The 17,445-nt window shown below is 67.6% G+C and carries 16 protein-coding genes and 1 rRNA gene; 4 read left to right on the top strand and 13 right to left on the bottom strand.

The genetic code is table 11. From position 1 onward, the window contains the following. The 3 genes from VE759_RS01155 to VE759_RS01145 form a co-directional block, all read right to left on the bottom strand. Positions 1 to 585 (bottom strand): 16S ribosomal RNA (locus tag VE759_RS01155); the annotation flags it as partial. 400 nt (positions 586 to 985) lie between these two features. Further along, positions 986 to 2,260, bottom strand: coding sequence for a tyrosine--tRNA ligase (gene tyrS, locus VE759_RS01150; protein ID WP_324927442.1), 1,275 nt, complete (start codon positions 2,258 to 2,260; stop codon positions 986 to 988). 21 nt (positions 2,261 to 2,281) lie between these two features. Further along, positions 2,282 to 2,920, bottom strand: coding sequence for a DNA-3-methyladenine glycosylase (locus VE759_RS01145; RefSeq protein ID WP_324927440.1), 639 nt, complete (start codon positions 2,918 to 2,920; stop codon positions 2,282 to 2,284). Positions 2,921 to 2,963: 43 nt separating this feature from the next. Here VE759_RS01145 and VE759_RS01140 point away from each other — a divergent pair, with 43 nt between their 5' ends. From VE759_RS01140 to VE759_RS01130, 3 genes are read left to right on the top strand one after another with little or no spacing between them, the layout of a single operon-like run. Further along, complete coding sequence (locus tag VE759_RS01140) at positions 2,964 to 3,728, top strand: ABC transporter ATP-binding protein (protein ID WP_324927439.1); 765 nt, start codon at positions 2,964 to 2,966, stop codon at positions 3,726 to 3,728. Then, positions 3,662 to 4,480 (top strand): ABC transporter permease, encoded by an 819-nt coding sequence (locus VE759_RS01135; RefSeq protein WP_324927437.1) that lies wholly within the window; start codon positions 3,662 to 3,664, stop codon positions 4,478 to 4,480. The genes VE759_RS01140 and VE759_RS01135 overlap by 67 nt, the downstream gene beginning before the upstream one ends. Position 4,481: 1 nt before the next feature. Then, positions 4,482 to 5,102, top strand: coding sequence for a TetR/AcrR family transcriptional regulator (locus tag VE759_RS01130; RefSeq protein ID WP_324927435.1), 621 nt, complete (start codon positions 4,482 to 4,484; stop codon positions 5,100 to 5,102). Here VE759_RS01130 and VE759_RS01125 read toward each other — a convergent pair. Genes VE759_RS01125 through VE759_RS01115 form a run of 3 tightly spaced genes read right to left on the bottom strand, consistent with a single transcriptional unit; the run spans position 5,068 to position 8,788 of the window. Then, positions 5,068 to 5,283, bottom strand: coding sequence for a Trm112 family protein (locus VE759_RS01125; RefSeq protein ID WP_324927433.1), 216 nt, complete (start codon positions 5,281 to 5,283; stop codon positions 5,068 to 5,070). The two genes, VE759_RS01130 and VE759_RS01125, sit on opposite strands and share 35 nt — an antisense overlap. Positions 5,284 to 5,286: 3 nt before the next feature. Then, the gene (locus VE759_RS01120) at positions 5,287 to 5,778 is read right to left on the bottom strand and encodes a hypothetical protein (protein ID WP_324927431.1); all 492 of its coding nucleotides are present in this window, start codon (positions 5,776 to 5,778) and stop codon (positions 5,287 to 5,289) included. A gap of 40 nt (positions 5,779 to 5,818) precedes the next feature. Next, positions 5,819 to 8,788 (bottom strand): acyl-CoA synthetase, encoded by a 2,970-nt coding sequence (locus VE759_RS01115; RefSeq protein ID WP_324927430.1) that lies wholly within the window; start codon positions 8,786 to 8,788, stop codon positions 5,819 to 5,821. Positions 8,789 to 8,852: 64 nt separating this feature from the next. Here VE759_RS01115 and VE759_RS01110 point away from each other — a divergent pair, with 64 nt between their 5' ends. Then, positions 8,853 to 10,634 (top strand): ABC-F family ATP-binding cassette domain-containing protein, encoded by a 1,782-nt coding sequence (locus tag VE759_RS01110; protein ID WP_324927429.1) that lies wholly within the window; start codon positions 8,853 to 8,855, stop codon positions 10,632 to 10,634. Positions 10,635 to 10,653: 19 nt separating this feature from the next. On the opposite strand, the gene argH is transcribed toward VE759_RS01110, so the two are convergent. The 7 genes from argH to VE759_RS01075 form a co-directional block, all read right to left on the bottom strand. Next, positions 10,654 to 12,126 (bottom strand): argininosuccinate lyase, encoded by a 1,473-nt coding sequence (gene argH, locus VE759_RS01105; RefSeq protein ID WP_324927427.1) that lies wholly within the window; start codon positions 12,124 to 12,126, stop codon positions 10,654 to 10,656. Next, on the bottom strand, positions 12,123 to 13,331 hold the full coding sequence (locus VE759_RS01100; protein WP_324927425.1) for an argininosuccinate synthase: 1,209 nt from the start codon (positions 13,329 to 13,331) through the stop codon (positions 12,123 to 12,125). The genes argH and VE759_RS01100 overlap by 4 nt, the downstream gene beginning before the upstream one ends. A 27-nt stretch (positions 13,332 to 13,358) precedes the next feature. Then, positions 13,359 to 13,862 (bottom strand): arginine repressor, encoded by a 504-nt coding sequence (locus VE759_RS01095; protein WP_324927424.1) that lies wholly within the window; start codon positions 13,860 to 13,862, stop codon positions 13,359 to 13,361. Beyond that, the gene (gene argF / locus VE759_RS01090) at positions 13,859 to 14,785 is read right to left on the bottom strand and encodes an ornithine carbamoyltransferase (RefSeq protein WP_324927422.1); all 927 of its coding nucleotides are present in this window, start codon (positions 14,783 to 14,785) and stop codon (positions 13,859 to 13,861) included. Before argF ends, VE759_RS01095 begins: the two co-directional genes overlap by 4 nt. Further along, positions 14,782 to 15,960, bottom strand: coding sequence for an acetylornithine transaminase (locus VE759_RS01085; RefSeq protein WP_324927420.1), 1,179 nt, complete (start codon positions 15,958 to 15,960; stop codon positions 14,782 to 14,784). Before VE759_RS01085 ends, argF begins: the two co-directional genes overlap by 4 nt. After that, positions 15,957 to 16,868: an acetylglutamate kinase gene (gene argB / locus VE759_RS01080; protein ID WP_324927418.1), complete on the bottom strand. Its 912-nt coding sequence runs from the start codon at positions 16,866 to 16,868 to the stop codon at positions 15,957 to 15,959. The genes VE759_RS01085 and argB overlap by 4 nt, the downstream gene beginning before the upstream one ends. Then, the coding region (locus tag VE759_RS01075; RefSeq protein WP_324927416.1) for a bifunctional ornithine acetyltransferase/N-acetylglutamate synthase at positions 16,865 to 17,445 on the bottom strand (581 nt) is incomplete at its 5' end. The genes argB and VE759_RS01075, both read right to left, overlap by 4 nt.

Here is a 17,445-nt window from a genome sequence, read left to right as displayed (position 1 = left end):
TTTCACGAACAACGCGACAAACCACCTACGAGCTCTTTACGCCCAGTAATTCCGGACAACGCTCGCACCCTACGTATTACCGCGGCTGCTGGCACGTAGTTGGCCGGTGCTTCTTCTCCGCCTACCGTCACCTTGCGGCTTCGTCAACGGTGAAAGAGGTTTACAACCCGAAGGCCGTCATCCCCCACGCGGCGTCGCTGCATCAGGCTTGCGCCCATTGTGCAATATTCCCCACTGCTGCCTCCCGTAGGAGTCTGGGCCGTATCTCAGTCCCAGTGTGGCCGGACACCCTCTCAGGCCGGCTACCCGTCGTCGCCTTGGTAAGCCATCACCCCACCAACAAGCTGATAGGCCGCGGGCCCATCCCACACCGCAAAAACTTTCCACCACACACCATGCAGCATGCGGTCCTATCCGGTATTAGACCCAGTTTCCCAGGCTTATCCCAGAGTGCAGGGCAGATCACCCACGTGTTACTCACCCGTTCGCCACTCGAGCACCCCCGAAGGAGCCTTTCCGTTCGACTTGCATGTGTTAAGCACGCCGCCAGCGTTCGTCCTGAGCCAGGATCAAACTCTCCAAACAAAACCAAAAAGAAAACCCTGACAAAAAACACCACACCCATGACACGGGAACATCACAAGCGCGGCAAAAAACAAACAACAAACAAAAACCACCAAACACACTATTGAGTTCTCAAACAACACACCCACACCGAGCGCCCAACCAGCCCGCGGCGCTTGGCCGCGTACTGGTAGTAGTGCTTACGATGAGGAACCCACCTCTCGGCGGTCTCCCTCTTGGACGTCATCGCGCTCGGCGGACTAGCCGCGTCGCGACGACCTCAACAAGTTACGTGAGGCAAAACCCGGAGTCAAACACCCTGCTAACCGCAGGTTTCGAGCCGAGGCGCCGCACGGCACCGCGCATTCAACGCGGTGGACACCGCCGATATTCCGCGGCCGTCGGACGCCCCACGGCCGAGTTAGGCAACGCGCTCGACACCGGCAATATTCCGCTTGCCGCGCCGCAGTACCAGCCAGCGGCCGTGCAGGAAGTCTGACGGGTTCGGGACCCATTCCTCGCTGTCGACGCGGGAGTTGTTCACCGAGACGCCGCCTTCGGCGATGGTCCGCCGCGCCGCGCCCTTGCTCGTCGACAGTCCGGTGGCCACCAGCAGGTCGACGATGCTGTCGGGAGCCCCGGGTTTGAGCTCGGCCACCGACGCCTCACGCAGCGCCGCGGCCAGCGTGGGCTCGTCGAGCCGAGTGAGCTCACCGCGGCCGAACAACGCCAGGCTGGCATGCTCCACGGCGGCCGTCGCCGCCTCGCCGTGCACCAAAGTGGTCAGCTCCCGGGCCAGCCGACGCTGCGCCGCGCGCTCGTGCGGCCGAGTATTCGTCGCGTCGTGCAACTCGGCAATCTGGTCGCGGGTCAGGAACGTGAACCATCGCAGATAGCGGATCACGTCGGCATCGGCGGTGTTGATGAAGTACTGATACCAGGCGTACGGGCTGGTCATCTCCGGATCCAGCCAGAGGTTGCCGCCGCCGGTTGACTTGCCGAACTTCGTCCCGTCGGCCGACGTCACCAGCGGCACCGTCAGCGCGTGCACCGTCGCGCCGAGTCTCTGCCGTACCAGCCGCACCCCGGCGATGATGTTGCCCCACTGGTCCGAACCGCCGATTTGCAGTGTGCAGTCGTGGCGTTGATACAGCTCGACGTAGTCGTTGGCCTGCAGCAGCAGGTAGCTGAATTCGGTGTAGGAGATGCCCTCGCCGTCCAGCCGGCGCCGGATCGTGTCCCGGTCGAGCATCACGTTGACCGAGAAGTGCTTGCCGATGTCGCGCAGAAAGTCGATCGCGGTCAATCCGGCGGTCCACGACAGGTTGTTCTCGACGATCGCTCCGGTCGGCGAGGGGTTGAAGTCGACGAAGCGCTCGAGCTGACCGCGGATCCGCGCGGCCCATTCGGTCACCGTTTCGGTGGTGTTGAGGGTGCGCTCGCCGGTCTCGCGCGGGTCGCCGATCATTCCGGTGGCGCCGCCGGCGAGCACGATCGGGCGATGACCGGCCTGCTGGAAGCGGCGCAGCGTCAGCAGCGGGACGAGATGCCCGGCGTGCAGGCTTGGTGCGGTCGGATCGAAACCGGCGTACACCGTGATGGGCGGGCGGGCCAGTTCGGCGGCCAGCGCGTCCTCGTCCGTCGACTGCGCGATGAGTTCACGCCAGCGCAATTCGTCGAGGATGTTCGTGCCCATGGAGACGATCTTCCCGTACGGCTAGTCGCTGGCGCCGGGCGCGGGTGCGCGTGGGCTTCGCCGATACGGCGAAACTTCGGGCCGACCGGGCAGCCAGAACCGCCAGGGCCGGTCGGCGGCATTGCTGACACCGATCCGCGGCCCCTCGGCCGCCGGGTGTTCGTCGCCCGGCGTCAGCCGGATCGGGCCGGTCGCATCAAAGAGGTCGATTCCGTTGTGTTGCATCGTGATTCCGAGGGCCGAACAGAGATTGCCGGGGCCGCGCGCCAACGCGGCCGGCAGCGCCGGGTCGCCGCGACGGTACCGCGCGAACTCGATTCCGGACTCGATGGCCGCACCGCGAAGCAGCACCGCGGCCGCGAGCCCTTCTGGCGCGCACACCACGTTGGCGCACACATGGATGCCGTGGCTGCGGTACGTGTAGAGCCGCCCAGGTGGGCCGAACATGACCGCGTTGCGGTTTCGCAGGCCGATGTACGAATGCGCCGCGGCGTCCGGCCACGGTCCATCCGGCGGGCCGCCATAGGCCTCGACTTCGACGATCAAAGCACTCACGCCGTTGGCGGTGAGCACCGATCCCAGCAGCCGCCGCGCCGCCGTCAGCGGATCGACGCACAGCAGTTCGGCACTCACCGAAAAGATTGTGCATAAGGCTCGCATACGGCTATTGACAGCCCGGCGCCCACGGAGCACTATTCAACGCATGATGACTTCATCGAGTGATGAATTATTGCGGCACGGTGTCGAGCCGGTGATCGTCATCGACCATCTGCGGGTGATTCGCGGCAAGCGGCCGGCCATCCACGACCTGTCGGTGCAGATCGCCCGCGGCACCATCACCGGCCTACTCGGACCGTCGGGCTGCGGCAAAACCACGCTGATGCGGTCCATCGTCGGCACCCAGATCGTCACCGCCGGCACCGTCACGGTGCTCGGCAAGCCGGCCGGATCGGCACCGTTGCGCCGACGCGTCGGATACATGCCCCAGGATCCGACGATCTACAACGATCTGCGGATCATCGACAACGTCCGCTACTTCGCGGCGCTGTACGGCATGGATGCGAGCGCCGCCGACGCCGCCGTCGACGCGGTCGGGCTGCAGGATCACCGCACCGCTTATTGCGGCAATCTGTCCGGTGGACAACGCACCCGGGTCTCGTTGGCATGTGCGCTGGTCTGTCACCCCGACCTGTTGGTGCTCGACGAACCCACGGTCGGCCTCGACCCGGTGTTGCGCGCGGACCTGTGGCAGCAATTCGACGCGCTCGCGCGAGCCGGCACCACGCTGCTGGTGTCCAGTCACGTGATGGACGAAGCCGACCACTGCGGCGATTTGCTGCTGCTGCGGGAGGGCCATCTGGTCGCCCACACCACACCGAGCCGACTACGAGAGGACACGGGATGCACGTCACTGGAGGAAGCGTTTCTGTCAATCATCAGGCGCAGCATCGCGCGGCAGGCAGGTTAGGCCTTCGGGCCTACGGCGCCACGACCACGCGCATCCTGCGCCAACTGGCCGCCGACCGCCGAAGCGTGGCGATGATCCTGTTCGTTCCGATCGTGGTAATCACGCTGATGTATTTCATGTTCGAGAACGTCCCACATCGCCCGGGCACGCCTTCGGGTTTCAACAACGCGTGCCTGATTCTGCTGGGGCTGTTTCCACTGTTCCTGATGTTCGTGATCACCTCGATCACGATGCAACGCGAACGCGCCTCGGGCACGCTGGAGCGGATCCTCACCACCCCGCTTCGCCGGATCGACCTGCTCGCCGCTTACGGCAGCGCGTTCTCGATTGCCGCGGCGGCGCAGGCCACGCTTGCGTGCGTGGTCGCGTTTTGGATACTCGGATTCGACACCGCCGGAAGTCCCATGTGGGTGTTCGTGATCGCGATCGCCAACGCGGTGCTCGGGGTCGGCCTGGGCCTGCTGTGTAGTGCATTCGCTCGCACCGAGTTTCAGGCGGTGCAATTCATACCGGTCGTGATGGTGCCGCAGCTGCTACTGGCCGGCATCATCGTGCCGCGCGCGCTCATGCCAGACTGGTTGCAGTGGATCAGCAACGTCATGCCGGCCAGCTACGCGCTGGAGGCTCTGCAACAGGTCGGCACGCACCCGGGTGTGACGGCAATCGCGGTGCGCGACATCGCCGTTGTCATCGGTTGCGCGATCCTCGCGCTGTGCCTGGCAGCGGCGACGCTGCGAAGGCGGACCCCATAAGTTGACAGCAGAGGTCGAACGGAGACGGCCCGGGCGGCCCGCCGGAACATCCGACACCCGTGAACGAATTCTGGAGAGCGCCCGGGAACTCTTCGCGCGCAACGGAATCGACAAGACATCGATACGGGCGGTCGCCGCCGACGCCGGTGTGGATCCGGCATTGGTGCATCACTACTACGGCACCAAACAGCAGCTGTTCGCCGCCGCGATCCACATTCCGATCGATCCGATGGAGGTGATCGGCCCACTGCGCGAAACGCCGGTCGACGAGATCGGCTACGTGTTGCCGAAGTTGCTGTTGCCCCTGTGGGATTCGGAAGCAGGCAAGGGATTCATCGCGACGATCCGGTCGCTGCTGGCCGGCACGGACGTCAGCTTGATACGTGCGTTCCTGCAAGAGGTGATCGCGGTGGAAGTGGGCAGCCGCGTGGACAATCCGCCGGGGTCGGGACCGATTCGCGTGCAATTCGTCGCGTCACAGTTGGTGGGCGTGGTGATGGCCCGCTACATCCTTGAACTGGACCCATTCAGGTCGCTGCCGGTCGAGCAGATCGCCGAGACGATCGGGCCGACCCTGCAGCGTTATCTCACCGGGGATCTGCCGGGCCTGCCCGAGCGATGAGCCGCTGGTGCTCTTCGTCGCCGACGTCGCGCGCCTCATCGATCAACAGCACCGGAATGCCGTCCTCGATGCGGTACGCGCGGCGCAGTCGGGGGTTGTATAACAGCTCGTCGTCAATGAGCAGCAGCGGTCCACGGTCGGCCGGGCAGACCAGAATACTCAACAGCTTCTCGTCGAGCACGACTTAACCGGGTGGACCGACGGACTGACCGGGCGCGTGTCCGTCGCCGATCGTCGCCGCGCCGCCGCCGATATTGATGCCGCCGGCACCGGCGGTGACACCACCCGGGTTGTTCGGGTCGTACTGGTTGATGCCAAGCGTGAACTGGTTGTTGCCGGCCAGCGCCTCGGCTTGTTGCTTGAGCTTGTTCTGTGCGGCGACGGTCTCGTCGAGGGCACGGATCAGCGGCGTCTGGTTCGGGCGGTACGCCATCGCCTTGGTGATCGCGTCGTAGTGCGCCTTGGTCGGCCTGAATCCCGCCGCCCGCAACTTCAGCGACGTGGTGACCAGGTTGGCTACCGGGCCGGCACCCGCGCCACTGCTGAATTCGTTGTTCAGATCGTCAAGGACGTCGGCGCGCGCGGTCGCCGAACCGAACCCGAACATCAGGGCGGCGGCCAATCCGGTGCTGGCGATCGCCGCGGTCACGGTCTTCCTCAGGGCCGGCGAGGTCATGCGGGGAGCCTAACAGCGCATCAGCCAACCGGCAGCAGGTCTACTCCGAAGCGCCGACGAATTCTAACCGCACCGGCGCCGTCAACTGCTGGTACCGGTTGGTTTCGGGATCCAGGTACCAGGCATTGGGGCCGGCCTTCGGGATGCCGATCTCGCGCAGCGGGTCCACCGTCGGGCGGTAGGACGTGCTGAGCGTCATCTCGGGCACGACATGCACGAAATCCGGGCTGTTGTTGCCCAGCTGGGCGACCGCCTCGGTCAGGTCGGCGCCGGACAGCGCGGCGTCGCGGCACAACGTCACCGCGGTCACCGCGACCTGGTGCTCACCCAGGTCCAGCCCGTAGGTGACCACGAGATCGACCGCGGTGATGCGGCTGATCGCGTCGGTGATCGGTTCCTCGTAGATCACGCCACGAGCGGTGCGGATCACCGAGCCGCGGGTGTCGACGAGCCAGTAGTCGCCGTCGCTGTCGCGCCGGAACAGATACTCGGTGGCGATCCAGGTGTCGCCCGGCGCGAACACGCCGCGCTTGACCGCCGCGGTCGGGTCGACCGAGCCGCGTGGCCGGCTGAGCAGCACACCGACCTCGTCGGTGCCTGCCTTACGCACGAATCCCCGCTCGTCCTCGAGGATCAGGTCGTCGTCCGGGTCGTAAGCCGCCAACGCGACCTCCGCAGCACCGGGCAGCGGCCGTCCCTTGCTGCCGATCTTCACACCGGAGACGTTGGCGAGAACTGCCTCGGCGTCACCGGTGACGAAGAATTCGACGACATGCGCCGGGGCGAATGCCTCCAGCACCCGCTGCCACAGCCCCGGCTGCAGACCCGAACCGATGAACAGCCGCACCGGATGCCGTCCCTGCAGCGAGAACGACGGGTCGTGGATCACTTCCCGCAGCATCGCCCACGTATACGACACCACGGTGACGCCGTACTGGCGGATCTCATGTATGAAGCGGTCCGGCTGCAGCCCGCGGGACAGCGCGATGCGGGACCCGCCGACGACCGCGCCGCCCAGGCTGACCAGCAGCCCGGACTGGTGATGCAGCGGGGTCAGGCAGTACACGGTGTCGCCGCCGTCGAGGTTGGCCGCCGACGCGGTGCCGAAGGCCGACAACGCCCAGCGGTGGTTGGTGATCTGGCGGGCGATGAGCTCGCCGCGGTGGGTGACGAACACGACGAACGCGATGTCCTTGGCCAGCCCGGGGTTGGGCCGGTACCAGGCGGGCAGTTCGACCGCTTCGGGATCGATCTGCTCCATGTCGATGACGTCCTCGTCGGTGGGCAGCAGGTGCAGGTCGCGGCTCTCGCCGCCGCCGAGCACCAGCACTTGCAGTGACAACCGCCGCGCCGCCTTGAGGTTGGTGGGGTCGGCGATGACTTGGGTAACGCGGCCGAGCCGCGCGGCGGTGGCCAGGTCCGCGTCGGGTGCCATCAGCACCGCGACCGCGCCCAGGCGCGACAGTGCCGCGATCGCCACCAGCGCGCTTGGCCGGGTTTCCATCAGCACGCCCACTCGATCGCCTTGGCGTACACCGACCTGGATGAGGCCGCGCACAACGTTGTCGATGCGGGTGTCCACGGCCTCGTAGGTGTGCACGCGCCCGTCAAACAGCAGGCATTCGCCCTGCGGGGCGGCGGCGGCCTGCTCGGACATGATCCTGGCGAGCGAAATCCGGGTGTGCGGGTTGATCTGGCCGAGGCGGGTCAGCCGGGGCAGCGTGCGGGCGGCTTCGATGACCAGTGAACGCGCGGTCTGGTTCGTTGCCAGCAGCGCGTTGACGGCCGCGCGTGCCGCGCCCACCACGACCTCGCCCGTCGCCACCGCTCCGTGTGCCACCCGATCGGCGAGTGCGACACCACTATCGGTGGGGTGCTCGGCCGGCTGCGCGGCCATCCGATAGATGTTTTCGGGTATCTCGCCGGCGCCCGACAGCCATCTCACCCATGCGGCCACCGTGGGCCAGCTCACCGCCGCGGCCTTGGAGCCCACGACGAGGCCAAAGTGTCCGGATCGGATGGTCGCCTCGTAAACATCGGCTCGTGGCGCGGCGTGCTGGATGCCTCGCACGCCCGCCGGCTGCCCGATGTCATCGACCTCGCCGACGAACGCGAGTATCGGGCACTTGATGTCGCTGAGCGTGACGAGCTGACCGTGGATGGAGAAGCCGCCGGTCATCATCCGGTTGTGGGCGATGAACTGCTTGAGCAGTTCTTGAATCGCCGGACCTGACCACGCGATCCAGCCCTCGGATTGGAGGAACCGCCGTTGTTGTTCGCGGGGCAGCAACGCCTCGCGGTCATGCAGCTGGCGCAGGAAGTCAAGGCGGGCCTTGGCGGTCTTCACCGGGTCCATCAGCTGGAACCCGACGCGCGCCATCCACCCCGCGATGTCGAACCGGCTGAAGAAGTGGTCGGCCATGAAATCGGCTGCGCCAGCGACAAATCCGGCTGGTATGCCCATCGGCATCGCGGCCAGCGTGTCGACCGGCGAGCCGAATGTGATCAGGCTGGCGATGTCGCGAGTCTGACGATATGCGGCGGTCTGGTAAATGAACATGCCGCCCTGCGAATAGCCGACCAGGTGCACATCTTGACCGGTGGTGTGCTTCACGGTCTCGATCGCCTGGCTGAGCGCGACGACGTGGTCGGCAAGGTTGCGTTCCATGCCGCCCTCGACGCGGTCGGGTGAGCCGAAATCGATGACCCACGGATCGATGCCGGCCCGGTGCAGGATTCCGACCGCGCCCTCGTCGCGGGTCACGTCCCACATGTCGGCCGACATCATCATCGGATGCACCATCAGCACCGGCGGGCCGGCGGGTGTCTCACCATTGGGATCGTCCGGCGGGAAGTAGCGCCGCAGCCGGTACATCGCGACGCTCTCGACGATTCGGAACGGTGACGGCACCGACCCGGTCTCCAGGCCGCCGAATCGCAGAACCTCGAGCCCGTTCTGCGCGGTGGCAACGAGCCGCTCGACCGGTTTGGTGATGGCCGAGAAGTCCACCGAACACCCCCTGTCCATTTGCCGCCAGTCATTCTGGCATGCGCCTACATATCATCGGCGGCTGATGGCAAACCTCATCAACGCCGAACGGGTCACCGTGTCCTACGGCACGCGCACCCTGCTAAACGCTGTCAGCCTGGGCATTGACGACGGCGACGCGATCGGCGTGGTGGGCCGCAACGGGGACGGTAAGACCACGCTACTGCGGACGCTTACGGGTGTGCAGGCGCCGGACACCGGCCGAGTCACCCACACCGCGGGGCTCTCGGTCGGATATCTGCAGCAGGGCGACGAACTCCCCGCCGGCGACACGGTGCGCCAGGTCGTCCTGGGCCAAGAGCGCGGCGTCCAGGGGGCCGACCCCGTCGGTGGTCGGCCCGACCACATCTGGGCCGCCGAGCCGACCACCCGCACCGTCGTCGAGCACCTGCTGGCCGGGGTCGACCTCGACGCGGCGGCGGGCGGGTTGAGCGGCGGTGAGCGGCGACGGGTGGCGCTGGTGGCGGTGCTGCTGGCCGGGCACGACGTGCTGGTGCTCGACGAACCCACCAACCACCTCGACGTCGAGGCGATCGGCTGGCTGGCCTCGTATTTGGGTGGCTCACCGTCGCGGGCCTTGGTGGTGGTGAGCCACGACCGCTGGTTCCTGGACGCGGTGTGCTCGCGGACCTGGGAGGTGCACGACGGCGTGGTCGACGGGTATGACGGTGGCTACGCCGCATACGTGCTGGCCCGCGCCGAGCGGATGCGGTTGGCGGCGGCCGCCGAGTCGCGTCGGCGCAACCTGATGCGCAAGGAGCTGGCGTGGCTGCGGCGCGGGCCGCCGGCGCGCACGTCGAAACCGAAGTTCCGTGTCGAGGCGGCCACCGCGTTGATCGCCAACGAACCGCCGCCGCGGGATTCGCTTGTGCTGCAGCGCTTTGCGACGAGCCGACTGGGCAAGGACGTGTTCGACCTGCATCGCGTTCGGCTTGCGGTCGGCGACCGCACGGTATTGAACGGCGTGGACTGGTCGATCGGACCGGGCGAGCGGATCGGACTGGTCGGGGTCAATGGCACCGGCAAGACGTCGGTGCTGCGGCTGCTTGCCGGCCAGCTGGAGCCGACGGCCGGAACCCTCAAGCGCGGGCCGACGCTGCGGATCGGGCATCTGAGCCAGGGCCTTGCCGAGATGCCGCGCGGCGATCGCGTGCTGGACGCCGTCGAAAATCGCCGCCACATGGCGCGGTTGGCCGGCGGGCGAGAGATGAGCGCGGCCACACTGCTGGACGATTTCGGCTTCACCGGCGACAAGCTCACCGCCCGGATCGGCGACCTGTCCGGTGGCGAGCGGCGCAGGCTGCAGTTCCTGCGGCTGCTGCTCGACGAACCCAACGTGCTGCTCTTGGACGAGCCGACCAATGACCTGGACATCGACACGCTGACTGCCATCGAGGACTACCTCGACGGGTGGCCGGGCACATTGATCGTGGTGACCCACGACCGTTATTTCCTCGAACGCGTCACCGACGTGACGTACGCCCTGATCGCAGGCCACTGCGAGCTGCTGCCGGGGGGCATCGAGCAGTACCTGGCGATGCGCCGGGCGCCGGCCGCGCCGTCGAAATCGCCTGCGCCGCGGACGGAATCGGCGTCGGCGCGGGCACGGCGCACCGAGAAGGAGATGGCGCGTATCGAAGGCCAGCTCGGCAAGTTGGAGCGGCGGGTGGGCGAGCTGCACGAGGCGATGGCCGCGGCCGCGTCCGATCATGTACGGCTCGGCGAGCTCAACGACGAACTCCACGAGCTGGTGGCCCGCAAGGAATCTCTCGAAGAGGCTTGGCTGGCGGCCGCTGAGGAGGCCTAACCGGCGTGGGGTGTGCGGCTTATTGCGGCCGCGACGCGCTCTTCGACGCCGCAACGCGCACGGCCGCCGAACCGTCGGCCGCACGCCGAATGCGGGCGCGCAGCCGGTCGGCAGTGTCGCGGACGACGCCGAGCTGCTTGGCGACCTGGATCGGCGCGGTGCCGCCGCGGGCGTCGCGGGACGCGACGGAACCGTCGACGGTCAACACGTCGCGCACCTGCGGTGTGAGCTGCGGGTGGATCGCGGCGAGCTCATCGTCGCTGAGGTCATCGAGACCGACGCCGCGGCCCTCGGCCACACGTACCGCCGCGCCTGCTGCCTCGTGTGCAATTCTGAACGAAACGCCTTGGTGCACAAGCCATTCTGCGACATCGGTGGCCAACGTGTAGCCAGCCGACGCGAGGGCGGCCATCCGGTCGGCGTCGAAGCGCAGCGTGCTCACCAGCCCGGCCATCGCCGGCAGCACCAGCTCGAGCTGGGCCACCGAGTCGAACACCGGTTCCTTGTCTTCCTGCAGGTCGCGGTTGTACGCCAGCGGCTGCGCCTTGAGGGTGGCCAGCAGCCCGGCCAAGTTGCCGATGAGTCGGCCCGCCTTGCCACGCGCCAGCTCGGCGATGTCGGGATTCTTCTTCTGCGGCATGATGGAGCTGCCCGTTGACCACGAGTCGGCGAGGATCACATAGCCGAATTCGGTTGTGCTCCAGAGGATGATGTCCTCGGCGAGCCGGGACAGGTCGACGCCGATCATGGCCAGCACGAACGCGCCCTCGGCGGCGAAGTCACGGGATGCGGTCGCGTCGATCGAGTTGTCCGCGGCCACAGCGAAACCGAGCTCCTCGGCGATCGCGTCCGGGTCGAGGCCCAGCGAGGATCCGGCCAGCGCCCCGGACCCATACGGACAAACCCCTGTGCGGCGGTCGAAGTCGACGATCCGGTCCACGTCACGCAGCAGCGGGTGGGCGTGCGCAAGCAGGTGGTGGGCGAGCAGGACGGGCTGCGCCGACTGCAGGTGTGTCTTGCCGGGCATGATCGCGGTCGGGTGGGCGGCGGCCTGGGTGGCCAGCGCACCGACCACGTCGAGCACACCGTCGGCGACGCGCCGCACCGCGTCGCGCAGCCACATCCGAAACAGCGTGGCGATCTGGTCGTTTCGCGACCGCCCGGCGCGCAGCCGCCCGCCGAGATCGGCGCCGACCCGCTCGATCAGGCCACGCTCCAGGGCCGCGTGCACGTCCTCGTCGGTGACGATCGGCGCAAAGCTGCCGTCGGCGACATCTTGGGCCAGGCTATCGAGCCCCGCCAGCAGCCCGTCGCGCTGCTGCCCGGTGAGCAGGCCCGCCCGGTACAGCACTGTGGCGTGTGCCTTGGACGCGGCGATGTCGTAGGGCGCCAACACCCAGTCGAAGTGCGTCGACTTGCTCAACGCGGCCAGTGCGGGTGCGGGCCCTTGCGCGAACCGACCACCCCACAGCGAGCCCTCGTTGGTCGTCACGTCTGCTCGCCGGCCAGATCCCGACGCGCAGCGATCCGCGACGACAACCCGTGCACATGCACGAAACCCTTGGAATTGGACTGGTCGAAGGTGTCGCCCTCGTCGTAGGTTGCCAGGTTGAAGTCGTATAGCGACTCCGGGCTGCGCCGCCCGTTGACCGCAATGTGGCCGCCGTGCAACACCATTCGGATCTCACCGGTGACGTGTGTCTGGGTTTTGGCGACGAATGCCTCCAGCGCGGACTTCAGCGGCGAATACCAGAGGCCGTCGTAGACCAGCTCGGCCCAGCGCTGATCGGTGTTGCGCTTGAACCGGCCGAGTTCACGCTCCAGCGTGACGTGCTCCAGCTCGGTGTGCGCGGTGATCAGCACCATCGCACCCGGTGCCTCGTAGATTTCGCGGCTTTTGATGCCCACCAGCCGGTCCTCGACGACGTCGAGCCGGCCGACGCCCTGTTCCCCGGCCCGCCGGTTCAGTTCCTCGACGGCCTGCAGCACGGTGACGTCGCGACCGTCGATTGATACCGGTACGCCGCGCTGGAAGCCGACGATCACCTCGTCGGGCGTCGCCCAGTTGACCGTCGGGTCCTCGGTGTATTCGTAGACATCCTTGGTCGGGGCGTTCCAAAGATGCTCCAGGAAGCCGGTTTCCACCGCGCGGCCCCACACGTTCTGGTCGACGGAAAACGGTGAGCGCTTGGTGACGCTGATCGGGATCGCGTTCTCCTCGGCGAAGGCGATGGCCTTCTCGCGGGTCCACGCGTAATCGCGCACCGGTGCGAGCACCTCCAGATCGGGTGCCAGCGACGCGAATCCGACCTCGAACCGGACCTGGTCGTTGCCCTTGCCGGTGCAGCCGTGGGCCACAGTGCCGCCGCCGTGCTTGCGAGCCGCGGCCACCAGGTGCTTGACGATCAGCGGCCGGCTGATCGCCGACACCAGCGGATAGCGGTCCATGTACAAGCCGTTGGACTGGATAGTGGGCAGGCAATACTCGTTGGCGAACTCGTCGCGGGCGTCGACGACGACCGCCTCGACCGCGCCGCAGTTCAGCGCGCGCTGCCGCACGATCTCCATGTCTTCGCCGCCCTGGCCGAGGTCGATCGCGACCGCGACGACTTCACGCCCGGTCTCCTTGCCGATCCAGCTGATCGCCACCGAGGTGTCCAGACCGCCCGAATATGCCAGGATGACGCGATCAGACATCTGTCAATCTCCCTGCTTCATAAGGCTTTACCGCAGCCCTTCGAGCGTGGCGGCCAGCTGCGCGCCCGTCATTGGTTCGCGTGCGACAACCAGGATGGTGTCGTCGCCGGCTACGGTGCCGACGACGTATGGCAGTGCCGCGCGGTCGATGCCGCTGGCAAGGTAGTGCGCCGCGCCGGGCGGGGTGCGCAGCACGGCGAGGTTTCCGCTGGCGTCGGTAGACACCAGCAGCTCACCCAGCAGCCGCGACATGCGTTCGGTGCCACCGGAAACCCCGCGCACCGGGCTGCCGTCCTCGGGGACGACATAGGCGCCGACGCCGCCGTCGGCACCGCGCAGCTTGACCGCGCCGAGCTCCTCCAGGTCGCGCGACAGCGTCGCCTGGGTGGTCTCGATGCCCTCGGCCGCAAGCAGTGTGGCCAGCTCACTTTGGCTTCGCACCGCCTGCGACGACAGAATCGCGACGATGCGGGCGTGCCGCCCGGCACGGGTGGCGGCGACCTCCGGGGCCTTGGGCCAGCGGGCGGTCATCCGGCTCGCTCCAGCAGCCAGATCAGCAGCGCCTTCTGGGCGTGCAACCGGTTCTCGGCCTCGTCCCACACCGCGCTTTGTGCCCCGTCGATCACGTCGTCGGTGATCTCGTGTCCGCGGTGGGCCGGAAGGCAATGCAGCACAATCGCTTCCGGATCGGCAAGCGCCAACAACTCGGCGTTGACCCGGAACGGCCGGAAGGGCCCGACCCGGTCCAACCCGTCGTCCTCCTGACCCATCGACGTCCAGGTGTCGGTGACCAGCACGTCGGCTCCGGAAGCGGCCACTCGTGGTTCGTTGGTCAGGGTGATCCGCGCATCGGTGTGTTCCGCACGTGCTGCTGCCGTGGCCACTACCTGCGGGTCGGGCTCGAAACCCGGTGGCGCGGCGATGGTCACGTGGATTCCGGCGGTCACGCCACCCAGCAGCAGCGAGTGGGCCATGTTGTTGGCGCCGTCGCCGAAGTAGCACAGCCGCAACCCCGTCAATGACCCCTTTCGCTCGGCCAGGGTCTGCAGGTCGGCCAGTACCTGGCACGGATGGAACTCGTCGGAGAGGGCATTGACGATCGGCACCGTCGCGCCGGACGCCATCGCCGTCAGCCGGTCCTGGCCGAATGTCCGCCAGACGATCGCATCGACATAGCGCGACAACACCTTTGCGGTGTCGTGCAGCGTCTCGTCGCGGCCCAGCTGGGTGCTGCGCCCGTCGACGACGACGGCGTGGCCCCCGAGTTGGGCAATCCCGAGCTCGAACGAGAACCGGGTGCGGGTGGAGTTCTTGTCGAAGATCAGGGCCACACCGCGGGGGCCGTCGAGCGGCCGGAACGCGAACGGGTCCTTCTTGACCTGCGCCGCCAGCGCCAGCACGTCGGCCTGCTCGGCGGGAGACAGGTCGTCGTCGCGCAGAAAATGCCGCGTCATGGTGAAAGATCCCGCGCCTTATCCAACACGGCCGGCAGCGCAGTCAGAAACTCGTCGATCTGAGCCTCGGTGATCACCAGCGGCGGCGCCAGCCGGATCACGTCGGGGCCGGGGGCGTTGACCAGGAATCCGGCGTCGCGGGCCGCCGCCTCCACCGGTTTGGCGGCTTGCGCGGTCAGCACCATGCCCCGCAGCAGGCCGCGGCCGCGGACGTGGTCGACGAGCGGGTGGCCGAGGGACTCGATGCCGTGGCTGAGTGTCTTGCCGAGAACGTCGGCGCGGTCGATCAGCCCGTCGCCGGCCAGTGTGCGCACCACCGCCAGCGCCGCGGCCGCGCAGACCGGGTTGCCGCCGAACGTGCTGCCGTGCAGCCCCGGCTTGAGCAGTTCGGCGACCGGGCCGACCGCAAGGCAGGCCCCGATGGGCAACCCGCCGCCGAGTCCCTTGGCCAGGGTGACGACATCGGGGGTGATGCCGTCGTGCTGATGGGCGAAAAACGCTCCGGTGCGGCCCATTCCGGTCTGCACCTCGTCGAGCACCAGCAGCGCGCCGTGCCGGGCGGTGATCTCCCGCGCGGCGACCAGGTAGCCGGCCGGCGGGACGACGACGCCACTCTCGCCCATGATCGGTTCGAGGAACACCGCCGCGGTGTCGTCGGACACGGCGGCGGCCAGCGCATCGGCATCGCCGTACGGCACATGAGTGACCTCGCCGGGCAGCGGCGCGAACGGCGCCTGCTTGGTGGGCTGGCCGGTAAGCGCCAGCGAGCCCATGGTGCGGCCGTGGAAAGCCTCTTGGGCGGCAACGAGTTTGGTACGTCCGGTGAGCCGGGACAGCTTGAACGCGAGTTCGTTGGCCTCGGTGCCGGAGTTGCAGAAGAACACCCTGGCATCGTCAATCCCGAGCAGCCCGACCAGCGCCTCGGCCAGCGCAATGCCGGGCTCGTGGGCGTACAGGTTCGAGGTATGACCCAGCGTGTTCAATTGCGCTGTGGCGGCCTCGATCACCGCGGGGTGGCGATGGCCGAGGATGTTGACCGCGATGCCGCCGAGCAGGTCGAGGTAGCTCTTGCCGTCGACATCGGTCACCACGGCGCCCTCGCCGCTGGCCAGCGCGAGCGGCGGCGTGCCGTAATTGTTCATCATCACGGCGTCCCAGCGCCGCAGCATCGTCATGCGCTCACCACCTTTGTGCCGGTGCCGTCGTCGGTGAACAGCTCGACAAGCACGCAATGCTCGACGCGGCCGTCGATCACGTGGGCGCTCGGCACCCCCGCGCCCACGGCTCGCAGGCAGGCCTCGATCTTGGGCACCATGCCGGCCTGCAACGTCGGCATCAACATAGCAAGTGCTTCGGTGTCGATCTCGCTGACCAGCGAATCCCGGTCGGGCCAGCGGGTGTACAGGCCGTCGACGTCGGTCAGCATGACCAGTTTCTCGGCGGCCAGTGCCTGCGCCAGCGCCGCCGCGGCGGTGTCGGCGTTGATGTTGTGCACGACGCCGTCGGCATCCGGGGCAATGGACGCCACCACCGGAATACGTCCTGCCGCAATCAGATCCAGCAGGGAATCGGCGTTCACGGTGTCGACGTCACCGACCAGGCCGATGTCGGTGGCCACGCCGTCGACGGTGACGCTGCGCCGCACCGCGGTGAACAGCTGCGCGTCCTCGCCGGTGATGCCGACCGCGTAGGGTCCGTGCGCGTTGATCAGGTTCACCAGCTGGCGTCCGACCTGACCGAACAGCACCATCCGGGCCACGTCGAGCACCTCGGGCGTGGTGACGCGGAAACCGCCCTTGAAATCACCGGGTATGCCGAGGCGTTTCAGCATCGCGCTGATCTGCGGGCCGCCGCCGTGCACGACGACGGGGTGGATGCCACAGTTGCGCAGGAACACCATGTCCGCGGCGAACGCGCGCCGCAGCGTGTCGTCGGTCATCGCGTTGCCGCCATACTTGACGACCACGATCTTGTCGTGCAACTGCTTGAGCCACGGCAGTGCCTCGGCGAGCACGTGCGCCTTGACATCGCGGGAGATCGCGGCGGTTTGCGCCGCGTCGCCGCTGACATTGAACGAACTCATGAGCTGTAGGCCGAATTCTCCTCGACGTAGCCGTGGGACAGGTCGGTGGTGCGGACCGCCGCCTGGTGGCCGCCAATTTTCAGATCGACCGTGACGTCGATATCGGCGCCGCTCAGGTCCACGTCACGGGCACCCGGTGCGCCCACGCCGTCGACGCAGACCGCAAAGCCGTTGAACGATACCGTGATTCGGTCGGGGTCCATCGTGATCGGCGACATTCCGACGGCGGCGACGACGCGACCCCAGTTCGGGTCCGACCCGAACAGCGTGGTCTTGACGAGGTTGTCGCGCGCGACGGTTCGGGCGGCGGCCAGCGCGTCGGCCTCGGTCGCCGCGCCGGTCACGGTGATCGTGACTCGCTTGGTGACGCCCTCGGCGTCGGCCTGCAGCTGAGCGGCGAGGTCGTCGCATACCCGCAGCACCGCGTCGTCGAGATCGGCTTGGCTGGGCGCGATTCCGCTGGCGCCGGAGCCCAGCAGCAGCACGGTGTCGTTGGTGGAACAGCTGCCGTCGACGTCGAGGCGCTCGAAGGTGAGCGAGGTGGCGCGACGCAGCGCGCAATCAAGGGCGGCCGCGT

Origin of the sequence: Mycobacterium sp. (assembly GCF_035640695.1) — a bacterium.
Taxonomy (GTDB): domain Bacteria; phylum Actinomycetota; class Actinomycetes; order Mycobacteriales; family Mycobacteriaceae; genus Mycobacterium.
Note: the sequence above shows the minus strand (reverse complement) of the source record. Positions and strands in the feature narration are given on the sequence as shown.

Coding starts and splice junctions, on each gene's coding strand:
- tyrS (WP_324927442.1), bottom strand. CDS start 2,260: ATGGGCACGAACATCCTCGACGAATTGCGCTGGCGTGAACTCATCGCG.
- VE759_RS01145 (WP_324927440.1), bottom strand. CDS start 2,920: ATGCGAGCCTTATGCACAATCTTTTCGGTGAGTGCCGAACTGCTGTGC.
- VE759_RS01140 (WP_324927439.1), top strand. CDS start 2,964: ATGATGACTTCATCGAGTGATGAATTATTGCGGCACGGTGTCGAGCCG.
- VE759_RS01135 (WP_324927437.1), top strand. CDS start 3,662: ATGCACGTCACTGGAGGAAGCGTTTCTGTCAATCATCAGGCGCAGCAT.
- VE759_RS01120 (WP_324927431.1), bottom strand. CDS start 5,778: ATGACCTCGCCGGCCCTGAGGAAGACCGTGACCGCGGCGATCGCCAGC.
- VE759_RS01110 (WP_324927429.1), top strand. CDS start 8,853: ATGGCAAACCTCATCAACGCCGAACGGGTCACCGTGTCCTACGGCACG.
- VE759_RS01100 (WP_324927425.1), bottom strand. CDS start 13,331: ATGTCTGATCGCGTCATCCTGGCATATTCGGGCGGTCTGGACACCTCG.
- VE759_RS01095 (WP_324927424.1), bottom strand. CDS start 13,862: ATGACCGCCCGCTGGCCCAAGGCCCCGGAGGTCGCCGCCACCCGTGCC.
- argF (WP_324927422.1), bottom strand. CDS start 14,785: ATGACGCGGCATTTTCTGCGCGACGACGACCTGTCTCCCGCCGAGCAG.
- VE759_RS01085 (WP_324927420.1), bottom strand. CDS start 15,960: ATGACGATGCTGCGGCGCTGGGACGCCGTGATGATGAACAATTACGGC.
- argB (WP_324927418.1), bottom strand. CDS start 16,868: ATGAGTTCGTTCAATGTCAGCGGCGACGCGGCGCAAACCGCCGCGATC.